This is a genomic window from uncultured Jannaschia sp. (assembly GCF_947494025.1).
Lineage (GTDB): Bacteria > Pseudomonadota > Alphaproteobacteria > Rhodobacterales > Rhodobacteraceae > Jannaschia.
Map to the genome: position 1 here is coordinate 102,230 of NZ_CANLTQ010000008.1, position 21,268 is coordinate 123,497.

The following is a 21,268-nucleotide window of genomic DNA, read 5'->3' on the forward strand; positions in this document are numbered from 1 at the left end:
TGCGGACCCCGACATGATGTCAGGTGTCGTCACCGACCACGGCGCCAGCCGCGCCGCGGTTCCCGCGGTGGGCACCGATTGAAGCATTCCCGCTTAGGCTTGACGACCCCCGGCCGCTCCGTTTGGGTGGCGCGTGATGTTGCGATCCGAACGGAATTCGGTGCAGCCTTGCCGGCCGCTCGAAGGGACGACCGGACGTTTTCGGCCCATTCGGCCAAGAGGGAGAACAGATCATCATGAAGACGCATTTCATTTCACTGGCCGTCGCCGCCGTGACCGCCGCCGGCGCCGCACAGGCGCAGGATCAGGTCGTGGACACGAGCAACGTGAACCAGGAGCTGATCCAGACCGACGAGAGCTACTCGATCGCCACGGTGGTGAAGGTCGACGGCATCGCGTGGTTCGACCGCATGCGCGACGGCGTGCAGCAGTTCGGCGAAGACACCGGCCACGACACCTGGATGGTGGGCCCGTCCTCGGCGGACGCGGCGGCGCAGGTGCAGCTGGTCGAGAACCTGATCGCCCAGGGCGTCGACGCCATCGCGATCGTGCCGTTTTCGGTCGAGGCGGTGGAGCCGGTGCTCCAGAAGGCGCGCGACCGCGGCATCGTGGTGATCAGCCACGAGGCGTCGAACATCCAGAACGTCGACTACGACATCGAGGCGTTCGACAACCTCGCATACGGCGCCAAGCTGATGGACGAGCTCGCCGCGCAGATGGGCGAGAGCGGCCAGTACGTCGCCACCGTCGGCAGCTTGACCTCGAAATCGCAGAACGAGTGGATCGACGGCGCGATCGCGCGGCAGGAGGAAGCCTATCCCGACATGGAAATGGTGACCGAGCGGCTCGAGACCTACGACGACGCCAACACCGACTACACCAAGCTCAAGGAGGCGCTGACCGCGCATCCCGACATCGCGGGCATCGTGGGCGGCCCGATGCCGACCTCGGCGGGCGCGGGGCGTCTGATTGCGGAAAGCGGCCTGCAGGGGCAGCTGCACTTCGCGGGCACCGGCCTGCCCTCGGTGGCGGGCGAGTACATCGCCAACGGCGACATCGAGTACATCCAGTTCTGGGATCCGGCTGTCGCGGGTTACGCCATGAACATGCTCGCCGTGGCGGCGCTCGAAGGGCGCGACGACCAGATCGGCGCGGGCCTCAACCTCGGCCTCGAAGGCTACGAAGACCTGCAGGAGGCCGGCGAGGACCGTCAGAACGTACTCTACGGTGCGGGTTGGGTCGGCGTGACCTCCGAGAACATGGACCAGTACAACTTCTGATCCTGCCGCGGACACGCGGGCGCCGGCGCGATGCCGCGCGCCCCGCGTGTCCCGACGCTTCCCCCGAATTCACGAGGCCCCTCATGGCATCGCCACCACTGATCGAGCTTCGGGGCATCTCGAAGCGGTTCGGCGGCGTTCGCGCCTTGGACGACGTCACCATGTCCATCGACCGCGCCGAGATCCGTTGCCTCGCCGGAGAGAACGGATCCGGCAAGTCCACGCTGATCAAGATCGTCTCGGGGGTCTACCAGCCCGACGCGGGCGAGATCCGGATCGACGGAAAGCCGACGGGCCGGCTCGATCCGGCGGCCTCGATCGCGCACGGCGTGCAGGTCATTTATCAGGACCTGTCGCTGTTCCCGACACTCAGCGTAGTCGAGAACCTGTTCCTGAACACCTTCCTGCGCGAGAAACGCGGCACGGTCGACTGGCGCCGGGGCCGCACGATGGCCCGCGAGGTACTCGAACGACTGGACGTCAAGCTCGACCTCGACGCCAGCGTCGAGACGCTGCCCGCCGCCGGTCGCCAGATCGTCGCCATTGCCCGCGCGGTGCTGGCCGACGCGCGCCTCATCATCATGGACGAGCCCACGACCGCGCTGACCGGCCGCGAGGTGGAGCGGATGTTCCGCATCGTGCGCGACCTGCAGGCGCAGGGGATCGCGGTGCTTTTCGTCAGCCACAAGATGCGCGAGATGCTCGAGATCAGCGAGGCGCTGACCGTTTTCCGGAACGGCAAGAAGGTCGAGGAAGGCCCGATCTCGGAGTTCGACGAGCGCAAGATCACCCGCGCCATGACCGGGCGCGACCTGAATACCGGGCATGTCGAAGCGCCCGTCATCGCCGCCGGGACCACCCCGCGCCTGCGGCTGAGAGACGTGAGCGTGGGCAAGCAGGTGCATGACGTGTCGCTGGACATCATGCCGGGCGAAGTCGTGGGCCTGTCGGGCCTGATCGGGGCGGGGCGGACGTCGCTGGTGAAGGCGATCTTCGGCCTGCGTCGCGATGTGTCCGGCACGATGGAGATCGACGGCGCGCCGCTCGCGCCCGCGTCCGTGTCCGACGCTATCAAGAAGGGCGTGGCCTACGTTCCCGAGGATCGGCTGTCCGAAGGGCTCTTCCTCAGCCGGTCGATCCGCGACAACGCGATCTCCGCGGCAATGGATCGCTACGCGCCTCGCCTGTGGCTCGACAGCGCCCGGACGCGGTCCGAGACCGAGGCGATGTTCAATGACATGCAGATCAGCGCGCCGGGTACGGAAGCCGCGGTCTCGACGCTCTCGGGCGGCAACCAGCAGCGCGTGGTGATCGGACGTTGGCTGATGACCGGCGCGAAGCTTCTCATGCTCAACGGCCCGACCGTGGGCGTAGACGTGGGTTCGAAGGAGCAGATCCACGCGCTTATCCATGGCCTGACCCGCGACAAGGGCCTCGCCGTGATCATGATCTCCGACGACATTCCCGAGCTTGTCGCGAACTGCAACCGCGTACTGACGATGGCCGACGGTCGTCTGACCGGGGAGCTGTCGGGCGGTGCCCTGACCGAAGACGCGCTCGAGACCGCGCTGGCCGGCGCGACCCGGAAGGAAACCGCATGAAACTTTTCGGCAGCGCCGACGCCATCATCGCGCTGATCCTCGTGGCCGCGATGGTGCTGATCGGCCTCATCAACCCCGCATTCTGGCAATTGTCGAACATCTTCAGTCTGCTGAAGTCCAACGTCGTCATCGGCCTGATGGCTCTCGGGGTGCTGCTGGTGATGATCTCGGGCGGCATCGACGTGTCGTTCACCGCCTTCGCGGTCGCCGGCATGTACCTCGTCGTCCGCACGATGGTCGCGCTCGACTACGACGGGGTGATCCTGCCGTTCCTCGCGGCCACGCTGATCGGCGGGCTCCTCGGGCTGATAAACGCGGGTATCATCCACAAATTCAACATGATACCGCTGATCGTGACGTTGGGCACGGCGTCTGTGGTGCGTGGCCTCGTGCTGGGGTTCGTGGGCACCTCGAACGTCAACATCAACCAGATGCCCGACGCGCTGATCGCCTTCGGCCGCACGGACATCCTGACGCTCGAGCGCGCGAACGGCGCGACCTTCGGGCTGACGGCGATGATCGTGATCTACGTCGCGGCGGCGATAGGCATCCACCTTCTGCTGACCCGCACCATGATCGGGCGCTCGGTCTATGCCTATGGCGCCGACGCCGAGGCTGCCAAGCGCGTGGGCTTCAACACCGGGCGCACGATGATCTTCGTCTATTGCACCGCCGGGGCGCTCGCGGGGTTCGCGGGGCTGCTGCACTCGTCGATGATCTGGCTCGCCAACCCGCGCGACTTCGTGGGCCTCGAACTCGACGTGATCGCGGCGGTGGTGCTGGGCGGCGCGTCGATCTTCGGCGGCCGAGGCACGGTTCTGGGGACCGTGCTGGGGGTTTTCATCCTCGTGATGATCCAGAACTCGCTGATCCTCATGGGCATCGACACGACGTGGCAGCGCGTGGTCGTGGGCGGCATGCTGATCGCCGCGGTGGCGGTGACGGCGCTGCGCGACCGCCGCGCGCCGGTCTGAATCGGGAGGATCCTACATGAGCCGGACCAACACCGCGGAAACCAGTGGCGGCAGCCTCAAAGGAAGCCTCCTGCGCGCGGGCGGGCACACCAACGTGCAGCTGGGCGTCATCTGTCTCCTGATCCTTGCCGTGATGACGGCTTTGCGCCCGCAGATGTTCCTGTCGTCCTACAACTTCGAATCCATGGCCTTCTTCATGCCCGAGCTGGGCATCCTGTCGGTGGCGATGATGATCGCCATGCTGACGGGCGGGATCGACCTGTCGATCATTGGCGTGGCGAATCTCGCCGGCATTACCGCCGGAACCGTGTTCGGCTATCTCGCGGGCGAGGCCGGGGCGGGGTCGCTGGGCGTCGCACCCGTGATCCTCGGCGTCGGCCTGGGCCTTCTGATCGGCGTCCTGGCGGGGCTCCTGAACGGGCTCTTGATCTCGGGGCTGAAGATCACGCCGATCCTGGCCACGCTCGGCACGGGCCAGGTCTTCATCGGTCTCTGCCTCGTGCTGACCGGCGGACCGGCCATCGTGGGCTTTCCGCCCGCGTGGAACTGGCTGGGCAACGGAAAGATCGCCGCGATTCCGGTGCCGCTGGTGCTGTTCGTGGTGCTGTGCGTCGCGCTGTCGTTGCTGCTCTCGCGCACGTCTTTCGGCCTGCGGCTCAAGATGATCGGCACCAATCCCAAGGCCGCGATCTACACGGGGATCGAGCGCGGGCGCATGATCATGTGGTCCTACATGCTGACAGGGGGTCTGGCTGCCATGGCCGGTATCCTGTTGTCGGCACGCACCAACGCGGCCAAGTCCGATTATGGCGCGTCCTACCTGCTGCAGGCGGTGCTGATCGCCGTGCTGGGCGGCACCAACCCGGCCGGCGGCAAGGGCAACGTGCTGGGCGTTGCGCTGGCGGTGATCTCGCTCACGCTGCTGTCCTCGGGCTTTCAGATGATGCGGGTTTCGAACCACCTGATCGACTTCGTCTGGGGCGCATTCCTGATTGCCGTGATCGCCATCAATTCCTTCCGCGGCAGGAAAGCACGATGAGCATGTCCGTTTCCATCCCGCTCACCCCCGACGCCTTCGGGCCGGCCAGGCGCGTCGTCGCACAGGGCGGCGCATTCACGGTTACCGCATGGCGCACCGGTCTTGGCGTCGAGATGCTGCGGATCGCCAACGGACGCGGCCATGTCGAGGTGTTGCCCTTCATGGGGCAGATGGTCTGGGACGCGGTTTTCGACGGTGTGCGCCTGACGATGGAAAGTGCGTTTCCCGAGCCGCGACCCGCGACCTCGATCGTCGAAACATACGGCTGCCTGGCCTACCATAGCGGCCTGCTGCGGAACGGCTGTCCGGGACCGGAAGACGACCATCCGTTGCACGGAGAGATGCCGTGCAAGCGCATGGGCAGCGCGCGGATCGAGTTCGACACCGACGCGGAGGGCGGGCCGGTGGTGCGCGTCGCGGGCCACGTGGATCACACGCTGGGCTTCGGTCCGAACTACCGGGCGCGGCCCTCGGTCACCGTCGGAACCGGCACGACCATCGCCATGAGCATGGAGGTCGAAAACCGTTCGGCCCTGTCGATGGAGCTTATGTACATGGCGCACGTCAACTTCGCCTTCGTGGCCGACGGCGTGATCCACCAGGCCGCGCCCTTCACCCCGGAGCGGACGCGGGTGCGGTCCTCGGTGCCCGCGCACGTCACGCCGACCGACGACTACCGCGCCTTCCTGAAGGAGCTGGCCGAGCACCCCGAAGCGGGTCGCAGGCTCGACCGACCCGGGCAATGGGATCCCGAGCAGGTGATCTACGTGGACGCCCCGGGGACCGACAAGGACGGGTTGACGCATGCGATGCTCGAACGCCCCGCGGGCGACGGCTTCGCGATGAGCTACGCGCCGTCCGAGTTCCCGCGCCTCGCACGCTGGATCCTGCATGGCGCCGACGCGACCGTGGCCGCCTTCGCGCTGCCCGCGACCTGCGAGCCCGAGGGCTATCTTGCCGAGAAGGCCAAGGGCAACATCGCGACCCTCGCGTCGGGCGAGACGCGCGGCTTCACCGCGCACTTCGGTTACGTCACCCCCGACGAGGCCGCGGCACTTTCGGGACAGATCGCCGCCCTCGGCGGTCAGGACAAGGACTAAGCACATGACCGATCGCATTGCCGTCGTCGGATCGAACATGGTCGATCTCGTCACTTATGTGGAACGCATGCCGAACCGCGGCGAAACGCTCGAGGCGCCGGATTTTGCGCAGGGCTTCGGGGGCAAGGGCGCCAACCAGGCCGTCGCGGCCGCCCGCCTCGGCGCGAAGGTTTCGATCGTCACCTGCGTCGGCGACGACCTTTTCGGACCGCGCACCCGGCAAAACCTGGTCGATAACGGCATCGACGTAACCCATGTCCGCACGGTCGCGGGCACGCCCTCGGGGGTTGCCCCGATTTTCGTGGAGCCTGACGGCGAGAACGCGATCCTGATCGTGAAGGGGGCCAACGGGCATTTGTCCGGCGCGGACATCGCCGCCGCCGCCGAAACACTCAAGGACTGCGACGCGATCCTGATGCAGCTCGAAGTACCGCTTCAGACGGTCTACGAAGCTGTCGCTTTCGGTGCGGAACACGGGATTCAGACGATCCTGAACCCGGCGCCGGCCGATCCCGACCTGGACCTGTCCAAGCTCGCCGGTCTCGACTGGTTCTGCCCGAACGAAAGCGAGCTGGCGCTGCTGTCGGGCATGCCCACCGAAACCGACGACGCGGTGCTCGCCGCCGCGCGGTCACTGATCGCGCGCGGTATCCGCAACGTGATCGTGACCCTGGGCGGTCGCGGCGCGCGGCTTATCACGGCCGACGACGTGATTCAGATCGCGCCGGTGCGCGTCGATCCGGTGGACACGACCGGGGCGGGCGACGCCTTCATCGGCAGCTTCGCGCGGTTCCTGTCCGGCGGCGCCGCGCCCGAACAGGCGCTGATCCGCGCCGCGCGCTATGCCGCGCACTCGATCACCGGGCGCGGCACGCAATCGAGCTATACCGATGCGGCCGGGTTCGAGGCTTTCTGCCGCGAGCTCGCGGAGGATTAGCCGTGGCCGCGCCGACGTTTCTTGGCATCGACGTGGGCACCGGCAGCGCCCGCGCCGGCCTGTTCGACACCTCGGGCGCGCTTCTCGGGTGCGGGTCCGTGCCGATCGCGACCCACCGCCCGCGCGAGACCTTCGCCCAGCAGGCCAGCGCCGACATCTGGCGCGCGGTGGTCGCCGCCGTACGAGCCGCACGCGCCGAGGCGGGCGACATCGACGTCGCCGCGCTCGCTTTCGACGCGACCTGTTCGCTGGTGGTTTCCGGCCCGGACGGGGCGGTGTCGGTGGATCCCGACGGGGCGCCGGAGCAGGACGTCGTGCTATGGATGGATCATCGCGCCGTGGGCGAGGCGCATGAGATCAACGGCATCGGAGGCGAGCCGCTGGCCCGCGTGGGCGGGGCGATCTCGCCCGAGATGCAAATGCCCAAGCTCCTGTGGCTCAAGCGAAACCTGCCGGAGGCGTGGCGCATGGCCACGGCCTTCCGCGACCTGCCGGACTGGCTTGTGCATCGCGCCACCGGCACCGACGCGCGCTCGGTCAATTCGCTGGTCTGCAAGTGGGGCTACTTGGGCGAGCGGGGCCTGTCGGGCGAGGGCTGGGACGACGGATACCTGTCGGCGATCGGTCTTGCCGACCTTGCCGAGGATGGCCACGCCCGCCTTGGCACCGATCTGATTCTGCCGGGACGTTCGGCCGGCACGCTCTCCGAGGCTGCGGCGGACGAGCTGGACCTCGCGCCCGGTCTGCCGGTCGCGGCGGGGATGATCGACGCCTATGCAGGAGCGCTCGGCACGCTCGGCGCGCAGTGCGAGGGCGACGCCTCCCGCGGCGAGCGGCTCGCGCTGATCGCCGGCACGTCGGCGTGTCACATCGTCGAGACCGACAGCAGCGCCTTCGTGCCCGGCATCTGGGGTCCGTATCCGCAGGTGCTCACGCCCGGGCGCATCGCGCTCGAAGCCGGGCAGTCGGCAGCGGGGGCGCTGCTCGACGCCGTGATCGCGCGGCACGGCGCATCGGCGGGCATGACCGGCGGGGCTTCCGGCGCCGCGGTGGCCCTGTCGGAACGGCTGGACGCGCTGGCGCCCAAAGGCGGCCTTGCCCGCGCCGAGCTGACCCGGGCACGCCACGTGCAGCCGGACTTCCACGGCAACCGTGCGCCGCTGGCCGATCCCGAAAGGCGTGGCATGATCACGGGCCTGACGCTCGAGACCGGAATGGACGACCTCGCGCTCGACTATCTTGCCGCGATCCAATCGCTCGCTTACGGCACCCGCGCGATTCTGGACGCGATGGCGGCGCAGGGGCTGAGCGTATCCGATATCGTGATGAGCGGCGGCCTTGCGACGAACGCGGATTACGTCGCCGCCCATGCCGACGCGACCGGCTGCCGCGTGCTGGTGCCCGAGGGTGAAGAACCCGTGCTGCGCGGCGTGGCCACCGCCGCCGCCGTCGCTGCGGGCGCGTTCGGGACCTTGACCGAGGGCGCGGCGGCAATGGCCGGCCCCGCCCGCGCGGTGCATCCCAGCCCGGCCGCGCGCGCCTACCACGACCGGAAATACGCGGTCTTCACCGCCATGCAGGCGCATTTCGACAACGTCCGTCGCCTGATGGCCGGAGAGGGCGAACCCGAGATGGCCACGGGCGGCAGAGAAACGTGACTAAGTTGCACGGCGTTATTGAGTAACTCTGACTGCCGACGATTCACGTTGCGAATTCTTGCGGTCAGACGGGGTGGATGAGCAAGCCTCCGAAAGGAAGGCTGCCCGGCGGCAAAGGCTCGGAACGCGACGCTGCGCGCCACGAAACACTACGGCCGCGCGGTCTGAAAGCGCTGGATCGGATCCCACGTCCGGCGCCGTGTCGAGACGAAGATGCGATGCCTCGGAGCACTTGACGGCTGCATCGCCGCAAGAGAGCCAGACCGCCGAAATCCACATCCGCGGCGCGCTCATGAACCGCTTCTCAGCCCGCGGCACCGCAGAGATCGTTCGCTTGGCCTGACATCAGCGGGGCAAGAAGATGTCATCCCTCAGCCGTGGGTCCTGCAACAACGCCGGGATAGAGACGAAATTCTACAGAGTTTCTCCGCTCGAATGCCCGACACCATGCACGTGGTGACCTGCCACGGGTTTTCATTCCAGCCGCGACCGAAGGCCGGTTGGTGTTTACGCCGATCGGCGCAGGGTGAGCAATCGTCCGTTGCACGGAGCGTTCGACTGGCGCAGTGGGGCGGGCGATTTCGGTAATTAGGACTCACACATCATCAGCCGGGGTCTGGTAGTCCAAGGCCAAATGCGGGCGCTTGGTGTTGTCGTCGGCAGCCCGGGCCGCGATTCACGACACGGGCGTGAGCCAGGTTCCGGGACATGGTGTCATTGTGCAGTTCAACCCGCATCCGACCGTGGAAGCTCTCCACAAAGCCGTTTTGCACGGGCTTCCCCGGCGCGATGTGGTGCCATCCGATCCGGTGCTCGGAGCACCATCGCAGGTTGGCGTTCCTGGTCAGTTCGGTCCCGTTGTCGCTGACAACCATGGCAGGCTTTCCGCGACACGCCATTCGGCGCTCCGAGATCGATCTATCCGGAATCGCCGCCAGGCTTGCGGCGCAACAGGACGAAGAGCCGCCGATAACCGAACCGCCGACGTTCGTTGGCTAGTTCCCGCAACCGTCCGCGCAGCACGCTGTCCGACGTACGCTGCGCCAGGTCGCGGATCATCTTGCGATCCGCCCCGGCGATCCGGCACGCCCGTCGTTCCGAGAGCCCGCGCGGGGACCTCAGGTGCGCGACCGCCCCGCGCTTTACGGCAGGCGTCACCACTTTTTTGAAACCAGCTCGGCGAGATCGAGCATCTGTTCGGCCAGCAACTTCTTCGGCTTCGCGTTCTCGTCTTCGAGATCATTCAGCCGCTTGGCTTCTGATACCGTCATTCCGCCGAATTTGGCCTTCCAGTTGTTGAAAGTACCTTCCGACATGCCGTGCTTGCGGCACAAGCTAGTGCACTCCGCACCAGCCTCAGGCTCGCTCAAGATACCGATGATCGCTCATCGGTGAATCTCGTTCGCTTCATTGTCCGTCCTCGAATTGGACCGGAGAACTATACTGGGAACTGGGGGAGTCGGCCTAATCAGCGGCCTGGTTTTACGGCGTCGTTGGTGACGTTGTCGTCGACGAACTTGACGCCTTGGACGACGAGAGGCAACCGGTCTGCGCCCGAGAGGCGGCGCCACGATTTCGAGACCGCACGGATCAGGGTAAAGACCATCAGCTTCGCCGTCTTCTGCGACAGCGCGCCCTTGGTGCGGGCGGTCCTGTGCCGGACGGTGGTGAAGACGCTCTCGATCATTGCCCGGCAGTGCATTTGCGAGGCAAATATCACGAAAGGGGGGTGGCCGTGCGCAAGTGGCCCCAGTGCTTGGCGGGGCGTCGTAGGAGGCCGAGAGCGCCTCGCGATCCTTCATCAGGCATGCCACGGCCTTCCGATACCTCACGCCATACTTCTCAGTGCAGACCTCCATGGCGGCTTCGGCGGCGGCGCGGGTTTCGGCCTGACAGATGTCGCGCAGGTCGGACTTCACCGCAGGGTGGATCGACTTGCGCACCGTGCTGAGCACGTTCGCTGTCCCGGGCTCCGCCCGTTCGAGGCTGGATCGGTCCACTGGACCGACCCCGGGACGCCTCTCACTCCGGCACCGCTGATGACGGGTATCGGGCCAAGGCTCATCCACGGCCATCTAGAAAGCCGAGCGCGGCGTCGCCGTCGCGGTCTCCGGGGCGACGGCCAGGCCGCGGCCCTTGATGTCGGCGATCAGCTCGCGTTCCGTTGACCGGCAGGGGGGTTTGCCCGCGAACCCCGAGAGGGGGCTCTGCGCGTCCTCACGCATGCCCGACCGGAAGCCGATGAGTTCTTTCTTCCCCTTCGGCGTCGCCCCGATCAGCGCGAGCCTGCATTCGGCTGCGGGCTCCATTCTGGCCTGGAGGAAGACCCCGTCCGCTCAGACGCAGACGTAGCGCCGGGCCGACAGGTCGCGACGCTGCCGGCGCTCGAAGTCCTGCTGCCAACCAGCCGTCAGCCGCGAGATCGCGCCGGACAAGAGGTTCGGTACGTCCGGGCCCAGGAGCGTGGCCAAGCTCCTTGAACGTCGCCCGTGGAGATGCCGCGCAGGTAGAGCCCCGGCGGTGCATTGAGTCTACGCGACCGCCGCGCCCACCGGGCCCTCTCGACCGGATCCTCTATGCGGGCTTGGACCTTCGGTCGTCGGACCTCAAGCGCGCCGATCCCGGTGTGTATCGTCCGCTCGGGCCGTGACCGCGCCGGACCCGGCGGCGACCGTCCGGCAGGCGCTCCGCGGCGAACTGATCCAGGAAAGCCTCGACTTCGGCTTCCAACGCAGATGCAAGCATCCGGCGCGCGCCCTCCCGCGCAATCCCGGTCAGCGGGTCCTCGACCCCGTCTGGCTGGCGTAGCGTGACGATGCCGGTATCTTCCTTTATGGCATATCGCTCCCTTCGGAGGTTCTGGCAGGCTTCAATCGCCCGCCTCGACGCACCGCCCTCTCAGATCGCATCACCCATCTTCGGCGATAGCTCTTGCCACGATGGAGATCGGCGCAACCGTGTGCCCGTGTCATTGTCTAACCGTCGCAGCACCGGCATCGCAGTCCCTGCGCCGTGGACCAGCACCTTGCGCAGGTACTTCGAACCGCGCGTCGTGAAACGGAGCACGCTTCAAGCCGGAAGAGGCTGATGATGTCCCATAAGGTGCACGTCGCCGAGAGACTCCGCGGAACTCGGATTGCGCGTCACGCTGTGGATCGCCCCGGATCGCGCTTCGCGTCGCCCAGCCACACCGCCATCGCCGCCGTCCGGTCGGGCGCCGCATGATGCACCATGTGGCCGGCCCCGCGCTCGATCCAGAGATCCACGGGGACATCCGCGTGCCGTCGGACGTGGTCCGCGAGACGCACCGACTGCTCCACTGCATCCACTACGAGGTCTTCCGCACCCGCCATGACGGCCAACGGGACCCGCAATTGCTCCACGCGTCCGATCAGGGACGCGGCCTCGCGCCGCATCGCGGCCCCCTCCTCCGCGGTGGCGCCGAGTTGCCCGGGGCGGCAGACGAGCCCCGGCGGCATGGCCTCCCGGTAACCCGCCGGTACGGGGCGCGGGGCGAACATGCCTTTCAGCGTGGCCGACAGCGTGATCCGCGCGAGCGGCGGCGACACGGTGTGGCGGAGGACGTCACCCACGATCGGTGCGGCCGCGGGCGCGACCAGGGCCACGTCAAGGCGCGGGGTCGGGTAGAAGTACCCTCCCAGCAACCCCAGGCCGCTCATCCCCTCGGGCGCGTCGAGCGCCCAGGCCAGCGCCACGAGCGTGGCCCAGGAATGTCCCATCACCACCGGGCGGACAACGTTCATCCGGCGGCAGGCCTCCCTCAGCAGCGTCGCCTGCGCGCGCGCATCCCCCCTTGCGCCACGGGGGCGCTCCGAATGCCCGAAGCCCGGGCGGTCGAACACGACGACGCGGCGCTCGGCGGCCAACCGTCCCACCACGCCGCTTGCGAGCCAGTCGCCGCCCGCCACGAGGTTGCCATGCAAGAGCACGATCGGAGGTCCGCCGGCATGCACCGGCTCTGCGGGGCCGAACTCCATGACGTGCAGGGCGATGCCGTCCACGACGATCCGGCGCCCGTACGGCGGATACCGGGCTTCGGCCCGTCGCGCGGCCACGTTGTTGGCGAGCGCGAGCGCGCCGAAGGCCGCGACGGTGCCGGCGGCGATCGTGAGGATCGACGGACGGCGGGAGTTCGGTGAAGACATGGCGGGATTCCCCTGATGGCGTGAACAGGTCGGACTGCATCCCACGGAGCAGGAACAGCGATGAGGGTTCAACGCGTCGCGCCGTACAAGTTCCAACTGGATCGGCAATCATACCAGACTTCCCGCACGCGACGCGTCGCGTCGGGATGGCCTGCCCCCTGAAAAGTGGTCCTCCCCGAAGTGGGCCATTGAGCCGGATGGAGGATGAAGGAATGGGACATAAGACCTGCCCCCTTCCCCCGGCCCGGGTTCGGCGGCCCGTTTTTATCCGGATTGTCGCTCGCATCTCATCCTGATCGACGCACATCGCCTGCAGGCCGCGCATTGGCCGGAGCCGGTGTTTGAAGACGGCATGATCGCCCGCCATCCTTCGATCACCCCGATGCTTCGACAACGTGCGCGTCAACGTAACGAAGCCGCCTCCGGCAAGGCTGCGGATTCCGACAGGCGGAACCGGCCGAAAATCGGCCGGTGATCCGACGCGATCGAGGCCAGCGGGCTGTCCACGACATGACTCTCGACGAGTTCGGTGTCGTCCGACCACGCGAAGCGGTCGAGGCGCAGGAAAGGACGTCCCGCCGGGAAGCTTGGGCCGGGGCTCGCCGTTCGCATGGCGGGCTGGAGCGGTTCGAGCCCGCGCGTCGCGGTCCGTTCGTTGAAGTCCCCCGCCATCACCGTCGGGCAGGGCGGCATCCCGTCGAGCTTTTGCCGAAGGAAGTGCAGCTGCGCGCGACGGTTGCGGCGGATCAGACCGAGATGGACGCCGACGAGCCGGAACCGGAGGCCCGCCAGCCCGAGGGTCGCGATGACGGCCCCGCGCGGCTCGAGCGCGGGTAGATCGAAGCGCTGGATGTCCTCGATCACGGCCTCCGGCGGGACGAGCACGGCGATCCCGTGCCAGCCGATCCCGTGCCCCGAGGCAGACAAATCCAGAAATTCGTAGCCCGCGATCCGGCGGTCCGGCGTCGGGAGGGCGGACCGCCGGGGATGGAGGCGGAAATCGGCTTCCTGGAGCACCACCACATCGGCACCCAACTGGCCAATCACCTCGGTCGTGCGTGCCGTCCGCCGCCGCAAATCCTGACCCAGGCCCTTGCACACGTTCCAGCTGGCGATCGTCACCTCGCCGGGCATGCCGCCGCTCATCGCGCCGCCTCGTTCAGTTCGACGGGACGGTGGGGCGTCCCGGTTACGTCGTTCGGCCGCCGTTCGCCGTCGCGGCCGCTCCGGATGGGCTCCGGCATCCCGCGCGGTCCACTCGTCATGGTCACCTCCTCGTCTTCATCACGTTGCTCTCATGGATTTGTCCGCCGCTCCGGTCCTGACCAAGCGACGACCGGCTGCCGTCACAGAGGCGCCCCCGTCGCCCAATCCTCGTCCCATTGCTCTCGCAGAGCGGCGTAGAGCGCAGGCGAGGTGCTGAACACGCCGCTTTCGAAGTTCAGATCGGCACTGAGGACGTCGAGGTTGAAGCTGCTGACAGAGGACCAGGCCCCGTCCACCAGCGCGAGCTTGGCGTGGATCATGCCGGCCGTGTATTGCCGCACCTCCACGCCACGACGGATCAGGGCATGCGCGAAGCGCCGCCCGATCATGTCGACCGGACGGTGATCGCTGCGCGCGGGCATCAGGATACGGACCTTCGCGCCATTTTCCACGCCCGAGATCAGGGCCTGCCAGAGCTTGCGGTTCGGAACCAGGTAGGGCGTCGTCAGCAGGACCGAGGATCGCGCCTGCGCGATTCTTTCGGGAAGCGTGCTCCGGAGATCGGCTTGTGGCTCCAGGTCCGGCCCGCCGAGCGCATAGGTCCAGCCTTCCTGTGCCCCTCGGACGGAGGTCGCGTGCGTATCCGGCGTTCGGTCATGCGCCAGGCGTGAAACCCGCTCGAACTCCGCCACGATCGCCGGCGGAAGCGGTCCGCCGACCCTGATCATCGTATCGCGCCAACGCGACATCCAGTCTGCGTAGCAGGAGCCGCCAACCATCAGGCGGCTCTCGTCGCAGATCAGCGTCTTGCGGTGAAGACGAGGCGCCCTGCGGACCGGATTGCGCACGAAATCCCGCAGGGCGTTGAACATGGTGATGTGGCCCCCGCTTCGGACCAGGGCTCGCCCGCTGTCGCTGTCGGTCAGCCCGCGGCTGCCGAACCCGTCCGCCAGAACGCGCACGACGACGCCTTGCCGCGCTTTCGCCGCAAGCAGGTCGAGAAGCCTGCGCCCGATGCCGTATGGATCGAAAATATACTGTTCGAGGCGGATGCTCGACCGGGCGTTGTCGCATTGCTCCAGCACGGCGTTCCAGACGGCCTGGTTGTCCTGAAACAGCTTCCAGTCGGGCTCGGCAGGCGTCCAGTGCGCCGTGTGTTCCTGTCTTCTGCGGTCATCGAGCATGGGGGTTGAACACATCCGGCGGAGAGTTGTTCATCGAATCGGAAGGACACCGAGGCGCCCCATCGAGCACGCGACGTTGAAGGCGGCATATGGATTCCTTTCCGGGCAACCGGATGCCGACGTCGGACCTGCGCCGCGATCCTGCATCATTCGCCGGGACACTGTCGGGATCTTGAGCGAGGCCGCGCGTCAGGCGTTCACGGAGCAGATCGCGTGATCGGTGTAGCTCCGTTGACCGAGATCGATCGACGCCTTGGAACAACTTCGGGCGGGTCGCTGTTGAAACACCGTGCGCGGGCAGGAAATGTCCCGCAGATACAAATCGAAGCGGTTTCTGGCCGCGTTGCGATGACCGGTCACGGAGGTCACTCCGGCGGGTCGGGCTTTGGTGGCGGCGATGGCCGCGAGCCGGGGCATGTGTCGTGACGAGGGGAAGCTTCGAATGGCGCAGGGAGAGCGGGATGAGCCAACGCAGAGCTGTGCAGCCGGTTGTCGCTGCATCCCGGCATGACCCTGTCCGCTGCAAACAATCCGAGGCTGCGGCCGCGACCCGGTCGCGCCCGCAGGTGCCAAAGGATCGGACCTCCCCGGCCAGGAGGCCGCGATCCGTCGCCGCCCGTTTCTCGGGACGGGCCCCAACGAACAGATGGAGACTATCATGACGATCAAGCACACGCTTCTGTCCGCCGCTGCTTCCGCCGCCCTTCTGGCCGCGCCCGCGAATGCCCAGCTCTTCGGTGACGAAGTCGGCACAGATTACGACTACGACACGTTCAACACGGGCTTCAATGAGACTGGCTATTACGACGCGCTCGACAGCGATAGCGACTCGTTCCTGAACGAGGGCGAGTTCGCGACCGGCCTTTACAACGACTACGATCGCGACAACGACCGCATGGTGTCCGAAGAAGAGTTCGGCGTGGGCACCGAGCGCTACCGCGGTGGCGACTACGAAGCCAGTTTTGCCGATTATGACGCGGACACCGACGGTTTTCTCAACCAGGAGGAGTTCGGCCAGTTCTACGGCTCGGATTACACCGGCTATTACAGCGACCTCGACACGGACGGTGACGCGCAGCTGAGCCGGGATGAATATTCCACCGGCATGTACAACGCGGCCGACCTCGACCGCGATCAGGTCGTGACCGTCGAGGAAGAGGGCTTCTTCGAGGGCTGGTTCGACGGCGACGACATCGAGGCGGAGATTCAGGAAGTCGGCGACGTCTACGAAGATTGAGCCGGCGAAATCGCCATCCGGCGGTTTTTCCGATAGGAACCTCACGAGAAGGGCGGCGCGCCGCCCTTCTCGCTTCCCCTTGCGACATCGGCCGACGAAAGGCTCTTCGATGTCTCCGTGATCGTCGAAGGACGTGTTCTCGATACAGACAACGCAGCCGGTCCGGCGACCGGACCTCTTGCGATCCGACGATCCACGAGCGGAACCGCCGCCGGCGTCCGTTCCGTGTCAGCCAGACGGCCGCTCGATGCCTGCGCGGCTGCGAAATGCGGCCTGACGGCCCCCATCGAAAGGAACACATCCATGAAACTTTCCCTGCTCGCGCTTCTGGCCTCCACGGTTCCGGCACTGGCCCAGCCCCAGAACCAGGTCGATACGATCCATACCGGCGAGGTCGTCGTCTCGGTCCTCGAGATCGCGACCGGCCTCGATACACCCTGGGGTCTGGCGTTCCTGCCCGACGGCCGGATGCTCGTGACCGAGCTGCCCGGCGACCTCGTCCTCGTCAGTCCCGACGGCACGGTGTCCGAACCGATCGAGGGCACGCCCTCGGTCTTCGCCCAAGGGCAGGGCGGCCTCATGGATGTGGCCCTTCATCCTGACTTCGCGGAGAACCGGCTCGTCTATCTCTCCTTCGCGGAGCCGGGCGAAGACGCGACCGCCGGCACCTCGCTGGGACGCGGACGGCTTTCGGAGGATGCGACGCGCATCGAGGATTGGGAAGTCATCTTCCGCCAGGAGCCCAAGGTCGAGGGTCCGAACCATTTCGGCAACCGCATTGCCTTCGACGGCGCCGGCCACGTCTTCCTCGCACTGGGCGAGCGATTCCAGTTCGGCCCCGCGCAGGATCTGTCGAACACGATGGGTACGACCGTTCGGCTGAACCTTGACGGCACAATCCCCCAGGACAATCCGTTTGTCGGGCAGGACGGCGAGGACGCGATCTGGTCCTACGGACACCGCAATATCGAGTCCGCCATCTGGAACAGCGAAGCGGAGCAGCTTTGGGTCGTGGAGATGGGCCCGCTAGGTGGGGACGAGCTCAATTTCGTCGAACCCGGCGCCAATTACGGATGGCCGGTCGTGAGCTGGGGCATCAACTACGACGGCACCGACATTCCCAACCCGCCGGAATATCCCGAATTCGCGGACGCGGCTCATCATTGGAGCCCCGTGCGCTCGCCCGCGGGCATGATCCTTTATACCGGCGATCTGTTCCCCGACTGGCAGGGCGACATCCTCTTCGGGGCGCTTTCGGCCGGCGGCGTCGAACGCGTCGATATGGAGAACGGCGCGGTCGCGGGCACCCAGTTCCTTCCGCTCAACACGCGCATCCGTGAGGTGGTGGAGGGGCCGGACGGCGCGATCTACCTGTTGACGAACGTCAGGGGCGAAGCGGCGGGATCCGTCTGGCGCCTGGAGCCCTTCGAGGTGCAGCCTCCTTCCGCCGACGGCGATCGCAGCGGCTCCGGTGCCTCGGACTGAGGTGTTCAATCCCGCGAACGCCCGATCGCCTTGGCGGCCACGTCGCCCGGGCGCGACCGGTCCTGCCACCCGTCTGGTCCCCCTGTTGGAGCAGGGTGAGTATCCCGGCATAGCGCAGTGAGGAGTGCGACAATGGAAAGCCACACAAGACCGGTCAGCGGCCTGCAGATGCGATGGGAGGAGGCCGGGACCGGCTTTCCCGTCGTGTTCATCCACGGGATCCCCACGTCTCCGGCGTTGTGGCGCCACGTCGTCCCGAGGATCGGGAATGCCCGTTGCCTGGCCTGGGAGATGGTCGGCTACGGAGCCTCGATCCCGCAAGGGGAAGGGCGGGACATCTCGGTCGCCCGTCAGGCCGAGTATCTGGTGGACTGGCTAGGAGAGCTGGGGATCGAACGGGCGATCCTCGCCGGTCATGATCTTGGGGGCGGCGTGGCGCAGATCGCGGCGGTTCGCCACCCGAAGCTCTGCGCCGGACTCTTCCTGACCAACGCCATCGGCTACGATTCCTGGCCCATTCCGAGCGTCAAGGCGATGCAGAAAGGGCATGCGCTCGTGAAACGGATGCCGGAGGCATTCCTGCGCCTGACCATGACGAGTCTCTATCGCCGCGGGCATGACGACCCGAGCGAGGCCCGTGCAGCCTTCGACGTGCATTGGCCGCATTATCGGCGAAACGGTGCGGGTCGGGCACTGGCCCGACAGGTCGCGGCGTTGGACGTGAACGACACGCTCGCCGTCGCCGACGCACTTCCGACGCTTTCGATCCCGGCGCGACTTGTCTGGGGCACTGCGGATCGGTTCCAGAAGATCGAGTACGGCGAGCGCTTCGCGCGCGACCTGAACGCACCGCTCACCCGAGTGGAGGGAGGCAAGCACTTCACGCCGGAGGATCACCCCCGGGAAATCGCCGCGGCCCTGAACGATCTCCTGCGGGAAGTGGGGAAGCGCGCGAACGGCGCGTCACGGTCCGACCGCGAGAAAGGGGAGCCGGAGATCGCGCGGGGCCGGGCGGATCTGGCTTCCTTGCCGGAAATCATGCCCGACGAGGCCGGTCCGGATGTGGAGGCGATCTACGAGGACATTCAGGCCGTCCTGCGCGTCCCCTTCGTCAACTTCCTGTTCCGGGTGCTGGCCAACGATCCGGCCTATCTCAAACAGGCCTGGGACCATCTTCGACCGATCGCCCGCACGCGGAAGTTCGAGGATGCCGCCGCGGATTTGCGGTCACTGGTGCGCTCCGCCGCGCCACCGCGCCGCGACGGGACAGACTGGGCCAGCCTCGGCGATCTTGGCCCGGCCCGGGATTTCACGGAGTCGATCGACTACGTCCTTCCCAAACTGCTCCTGGTCGCGTCGATCCTGAGCGAAACGCGACAAGCTGACGGGCTCGACATTGCCGTGGAACCCACGATCCCGCTGGGGATCGCCGATGGAACGAGAAAGATTCCGATGGTCGATCCCGGGACAGCTGGTGATGAATTGCGCGTCCTGTTCGATGATATTCGCGACCATCACGGGCATCCGAAGGTGGCCACCTACTTCCGCTCGCTGGGGCAAGAGCCGGAGCTGTTGAAAGCACTTTGGGGCAAGCTGCGTCCCCGTGTGGATGACGCCGACTACGCCGCCACCCGGACGGATCTGGTCAACGCGTCCGAAATGCTGGCGCTGAACCTGCCGGCTCTGGACTTCACCGCGCCTGAATCGCTCAAGCCGGCGCTCGCCTTTTTTCGGCGAAAGCTGATCCCCGACCTGATGCTCGACGTGCACATGGCACGCAGCATATTGAGTGACGGAGCCGCAGAGCGGCGGAACCGGTTCGAGTCGACGGAAGCTTCTGCCGGCAACGGTCACGAGGACCTGAGGTGATGTTCAGGCGCTGAAACCGAAATACCAGACCGTGAAGGGCACGCCCAAAAGAAGGATCAGCGAGAGCACGACCAGCGCACCGTCGCGGGTCAGAAGTCCTGCCGCGAAGAGCGCGATCACGGCGGAGGCGATGGAACCCGATGTCGGAATGATCTCCATGAACGGCATGAAGAGCGTCAGCGCCAGAATCGCGACGAGCGGCAGCCAGAGCCACGGCCGGTGAAAGAGAAACGTGAGCCGCGCCTGGAGAAATCTTTCGACGAAACCGACCGGCTTTCGAAGCCATGCGATGCCCTTGCAGAGCTTGGCGGTGGACATCCGGCGACTGGTAATGAACCCCGGCAGCCAGACGCAGTCGCGACCGATGATCATCTGCACGACCAGGATGAAGACGATGACCGCGACCGTTGCCGTGATGCCGGGTATCGCGCTCGCGGGAGAGGAGGAAATCAGAGAGAAAACCAGCATCAGGGACGCGAAAGATCTGTGCCCCAGCGTTTCGATTACCTCTCGAACCTCGATGCTTTCGCCGTGAGCCGATGCCTCGAGGCGATCCAGAACGTCACTCAGCGCGCGTGTTCGTTTCTCTGCCATGAATGCCTCGAACTTCGATATTCCCGCCGGATCGACCCGGCATTGGTAGAGAACTCCCGTTTGACGGGTGACTGCGCCTTACTCCACCGAGGTCATGCCACCGAACGATTTCGGCGGCACCGAGGGCGTCGAAGCGGTCCATGAAAGCGATGCGTGGATTCCTTCGGTATGGCGGCCCGGGCCTCTTGCCATGCCACGCCCGCGAAACGCATTGAGACGGGGCACATCCAAGCGTCGATCCTGCTGCGGGCGTGGTATCCGGTCAAGCGGTTCTAGGACGATGAAGAGGCGCGACGATCCCGGTATCTCCTTCGAAGGCGAATGACCCCCTTCGAAGGTTTCGGCATGCTTGATCGCCCGCCTTGATACGCCGTCTTCTCGGTCCGCATCACCCAACTAGTCTGCCGGGACGATCACGGCGTCGGGGTTGTTCGCGTCAACCGCGGCATCGTCAACCGTCGCATCGTCGCCGCCAAGCGCACCAAACAGCCAAAGGAGAAGCAACAGGGCCACGAGCGCCGCCACCGCGATGCCGATCCATTTGCCGATCCCTCCGGAGGATTTCTTTCCAGTATCCTGGACCTTCGGATTGCGGAAATCCCCGGGATTCTTAGCCATGATATTCTCCAGTTGTGAATGCGAGCCGTAAGGGATCGGGCTCATGAGTACGCATCCACAACAACCGGCTCGTGCGATTGTTCCTTTTCCAGGAGCCTGACCCGGTCGGCCGGTAACAATGTTTAGCAGGACGGCCGGAACAATCGCGATCGAAGCGAATTGGACCGGCACCTGATCCGAGCGGACAGGAATACAGGGAGGCGGAGGAATCCACGACATGAGTGATCCAACCCCGCCGCAGCGCGATGACGCGACCGAGACAATCCCGGTCGCGCAGGAACGTCTGAAGGTCTCCAAGCATGAGACCGAGCGTCTCGTCG

The 21,268-nt window shown here is 66.4% G+C and carries 15 protein-coding genes and 3 pseudogenes; 11 read left to right on the top strand and 7 right to left on the bottom strand.

Going from position 1 to position 21,268, the window contains the following annotated elements; translation table 11 throughout:
- The first annotated feature begins 236 nt into the window (after window positions 1-236).
- From Q1B08_RS12245 to Q1B08_RS12280, 8 genes and pseudogenes are all read left to right on the top strand, one after another.
- Complete coding sequence (locus tag Q1B08_RS12245) at window positions 237-1,280, top strand: autoinducer 2 ABC transporter substrate-binding protein (RefSeq protein ID WP_299819020.1); 1,044 nt, start codon at window positions 237-239, stop codon at window positions 1,278-1,280.
- An 83-nt stretch (window positions 1,281-1,363) separates the two neighbouring features.
- The gene (locus tag Q1B08_RS12250; protein ID WP_299819022.1) at window positions 1,364-2,881 is read left to right on the top strand and encodes a sugar ABC transporter ATP-binding protein; all 1,518 of its coding nucleotides are present in this window, start codon (window positions 1,364-1,366) and stop codon (window positions 2,879-2,881) included.
- Window positions 2,878-3,855, top strand: coding sequence for an ABC transporter permease (locus tag Q1B08_RS12255; RefSeq protein WP_299819024.1), 978 nt, complete (start codon window positions 2,878-2,880; stop codon window positions 3,853-3,855). The genes Q1B08_RS12250 and Q1B08_RS12255 overlap by 4 nt, the downstream gene beginning before the upstream one ends.
- A 16-nt stretch (window positions 3,856-3,871) precedes the next feature.
- Window positions 3,872-4,894 (top strand): ABC transporter permease, encoded by a 1,023-nt coding sequence (locus tag Q1B08_RS12260; RefSeq protein WP_299819026.1) that lies wholly within the window; start codon window positions 3,872-3,874, stop codon window positions 4,892-4,894.
- Complete coding sequence (locus Q1B08_RS12265; RefSeq protein ID WP_299819028.1) at window positions 4,891-5,994, top strand: DUF4432 family protein; 1,104 nt, start codon at window positions 4,891-4,893, stop codon at window positions 5,992-5,994. The genes Q1B08_RS12260 and Q1B08_RS12265 overlap by 4 nt, the downstream gene beginning before the upstream one ends.
- A 4-nt stretch (window positions 5,995-5,998) precedes the next feature.
- Window positions 5,999-6,931: a ribokinase gene (rbsK, locus tag Q1B08_RS12270; RefSeq protein WP_299819030.1), complete on the top strand. Its 933-nt coding sequence runs from the start codon at window positions 5,999-6,001 to the stop codon at window positions 6,929-6,931.
- Window positions 6,932-6,933: 2 nt separating this feature from the next.
- Window positions 6,934-8,589: an FGGY family pentulose kinase gene (locus Q1B08_RS12275; RefSeq protein ID WP_299819032.1), complete on the top strand. Its 1,656-nt coding sequence runs from the start codon at window positions 6,934-6,936 to the stop codon at window positions 8,587-8,589.
- A gap of 93 nt (window positions 8,590-8,682) precedes the next feature.
- Window positions 8,683-8,932, top strand: a pseudogene (locus Q1B08_RS12280) (IS5/IS1182 family transposase); the annotation flags it as partial.
- A gap of 264 nt (window positions 8,933-9,196) precedes the next feature.
- On the opposite strand, the pseudogene Q1B08_RS12285 reads toward Q1B08_RS12280, so the two are convergent.
- From Q1B08_RS12285 to Q1B08_RS12305, 5 genes and pseudogenes are all read right to left on the bottom strand, one after another.
- Window positions 9,197-10,000 (bottom strand): annotated as a pseudogene (locus Q1B08_RS12285) (integrase core domain-containing protein); the annotation flags it as partial.
- Between the two features lie 57 nt (window positions 10,001-10,057).
- Window positions 10,058-11,424: pseudogene (locus tag Q1B08_RS12290) on the bottom strand (transposase).
- Between the two features lie 308 nt (window positions 11,425-11,732).
- A complete protein-coding gene (locus tag Q1B08_RS12295; RefSeq protein WP_299819034.1) occupies window positions 11,733-12,755 on the bottom strand; it encodes an alpha/beta hydrolase in 1,023 nt (340 codons plus the stop codon).
- 402 nt (window positions 12,756-13,157) lie between these two features.
- Complete coding sequence (locus tag Q1B08_RS12300; protein WP_299819036.1) at window positions 13,158-13,901, bottom strand: endonuclease/exonuclease/phosphatase family protein; 744 nt, start codon at window positions 13,899-13,901, stop codon at window positions 13,158-13,160.
- 200 nt (window positions 13,902-14,101) lie between these two features.
- Complete coding sequence (locus Q1B08_RS12305; RefSeq protein WP_299819039.1) at window positions 14,102-15,145, bottom strand: phospholipase D-like domain-containing protein; 1,044 nt, start codon at window positions 15,143-15,145, stop codon at window positions 14,102-14,104.
- 658 nt (window positions 15,146-15,803) lie between these two features.
- Between Q1B08_RS12305 and Q1B08_RS12310 the strand changes: the two genes are divergently transcribed.
- The 3 genes from Q1B08_RS12310 to Q1B08_RS12320 all read left to right on the top strand — a co-directional run bounded on the left by Q1B08_RS12310 (window position 15,804) and on the right by Q1B08_RS12320 (window position 19,736).
- A complete protein-coding gene (locus Q1B08_RS12310; RefSeq protein ID WP_299819043.1) occupies window positions 15,804-16,382 on the top strand; it encodes a hypothetical protein in 579 nt (192 codons plus the stop codon).
- 303 nt (window positions 16,383-16,685) lie between these two features.
- Entirely contained in the window at window positions 16,686-17,867 is a 1,182-nt protein-coding gene (locus Q1B08_RS12315) for a PQQ-dependent sugar dehydrogenase (RefSeq protein WP_299819045.1), read from the top strand.
- A 132-nt stretch (window positions 17,868-17,999) separates the two neighbouring features.
- Window positions 18,000-19,736 (top strand): alpha/beta fold hydrolase, encoded by a 1,737-nt coding sequence (locus Q1B08_RS12320; protein ID WP_299819047.1) that lies wholly within the window; start codon window positions 18,000-18,002, stop codon window positions 19,734-19,736.
- A 3-nt stretch (window positions 19,737-19,739) separates the two neighbouring features.
- On the opposite strand, the gene Q1B08_RS12325 is transcribed toward Q1B08_RS12320, so the two are convergent.
- The gene (locus Q1B08_RS12325) at window positions 19,740-20,330 is read right to left on the bottom strand and encodes an exopolysaccharide biosynthesis protein (protein WP_299819049.1); all 591 of its coding nucleotides are present in this window, start codon (window positions 20,328-20,330) and stop codon (window positions 19,740-19,742) included.
- A gap of 396 nt (window positions 20,331-20,726) precedes the next feature.
- Complete coding sequence (locus tag Q1B08_RS12330) at window positions 20,727-20,993, bottom strand: hypothetical protein (protein ID WP_299819051.1); 267 nt, start codon at window positions 20,991-20,993, stop codon at window positions 20,727-20,729.
- Window positions 20,994-21,268 lie beyond the last annotated feature (275 nt).

Coding starts and splice junctions, on each gene's coding strand:
- Q1B08_RS12250 (WP_299819022.1), top strand. CDS start 1,364: ATGGCATCGCCACCACTGATCGAGCTTCGGGGCATCTCGAAGCGGTTC.
- Q1B08_RS12255 (WP_299819024.1), top strand. CDS start 2,878: ATGAAACTTTTCGGCAGCGCCGACGCCATCATCGCGCTGATCCTCGTG.
- Q1B08_RS12320 (WP_299819047.1), top strand. CDS start 18,000: ATGGAAAGCCACACAAGACCGGTCAGCGGCCTGCAGATGCGATGGGAG.
- Q1B08_RS12260 (WP_299819026.1), top strand. CDS start 3,872: ATGAGCCGGACCAACACCGCGGAAACCAGTGGCGGCAGCCTCAAAGGA.
- Q1B08_RS12330 (WP_299819051.1), bottom strand. CDS start 20,993: ATGAGCCCGATCCCTTACGGCTCGCATTCACAACTGGAGAATATCATG.
- Q1B08_RS12295 (WP_299819034.1), bottom strand. CDS start 12,755: ATGTCTTCACCGAACTCCCGCCGTCCGTCGATCCTCACGATCGCCGCC.
- Q1B08_RS12300 (WP_299819036.1), bottom strand. CDS start 13,901: ATGAGCGGCGGCATGCCCGGCGAGGTGACGATCGCCAGCTGGAACGTG.
- Q1B08_RS12305 (WP_299819039.1), bottom strand. CDS start 15,145: ATGCTCGATGACCGCAGAAGACAGGAACACACGGCGCACTGGACGCCT.
- Q1B08_RS12325 (WP_299819049.1), bottom strand. CDS start 20,330: ATGGCAGAGAAACGAACACGCGCGCTGAGTGACGTTCTGGATCGCCTC.
- Q1B08_RS12265 (WP_299819028.1), top strand. CDS start 4,891: ATGAGCATGTCCGTTTCCATCCCGCTCACCCCCGACGCCTTCGGGCCG.
- Q1B08_RS12245 (WP_299819020.1), top strand. CDS start 237: ATGAAGACGCATTTCATTTCACTGGCCGTCGCCGCCGTGACCGCCGCC.
- rbsK (WP_299819030.1), top strand. CDS start 5,999: ATGACCGATCGCATTGCCGTCGTCGGATCGAACATGGTCGATCTCGTC.
- Q1B08_RS12310 (WP_299819043.1), top strand. CDS start 15,804: ATGACGATCAAGCACACGCTTCTGTCCGCCGCTGCTTCCGCCGCCCTT.
- Q1B08_RS12315 (WP_299819045.1), top strand. CDS start 16,686: ATGAAACTTTCCCTGCTCGCGCTTCTGGCCTCCACGGTTCCGGCACTG.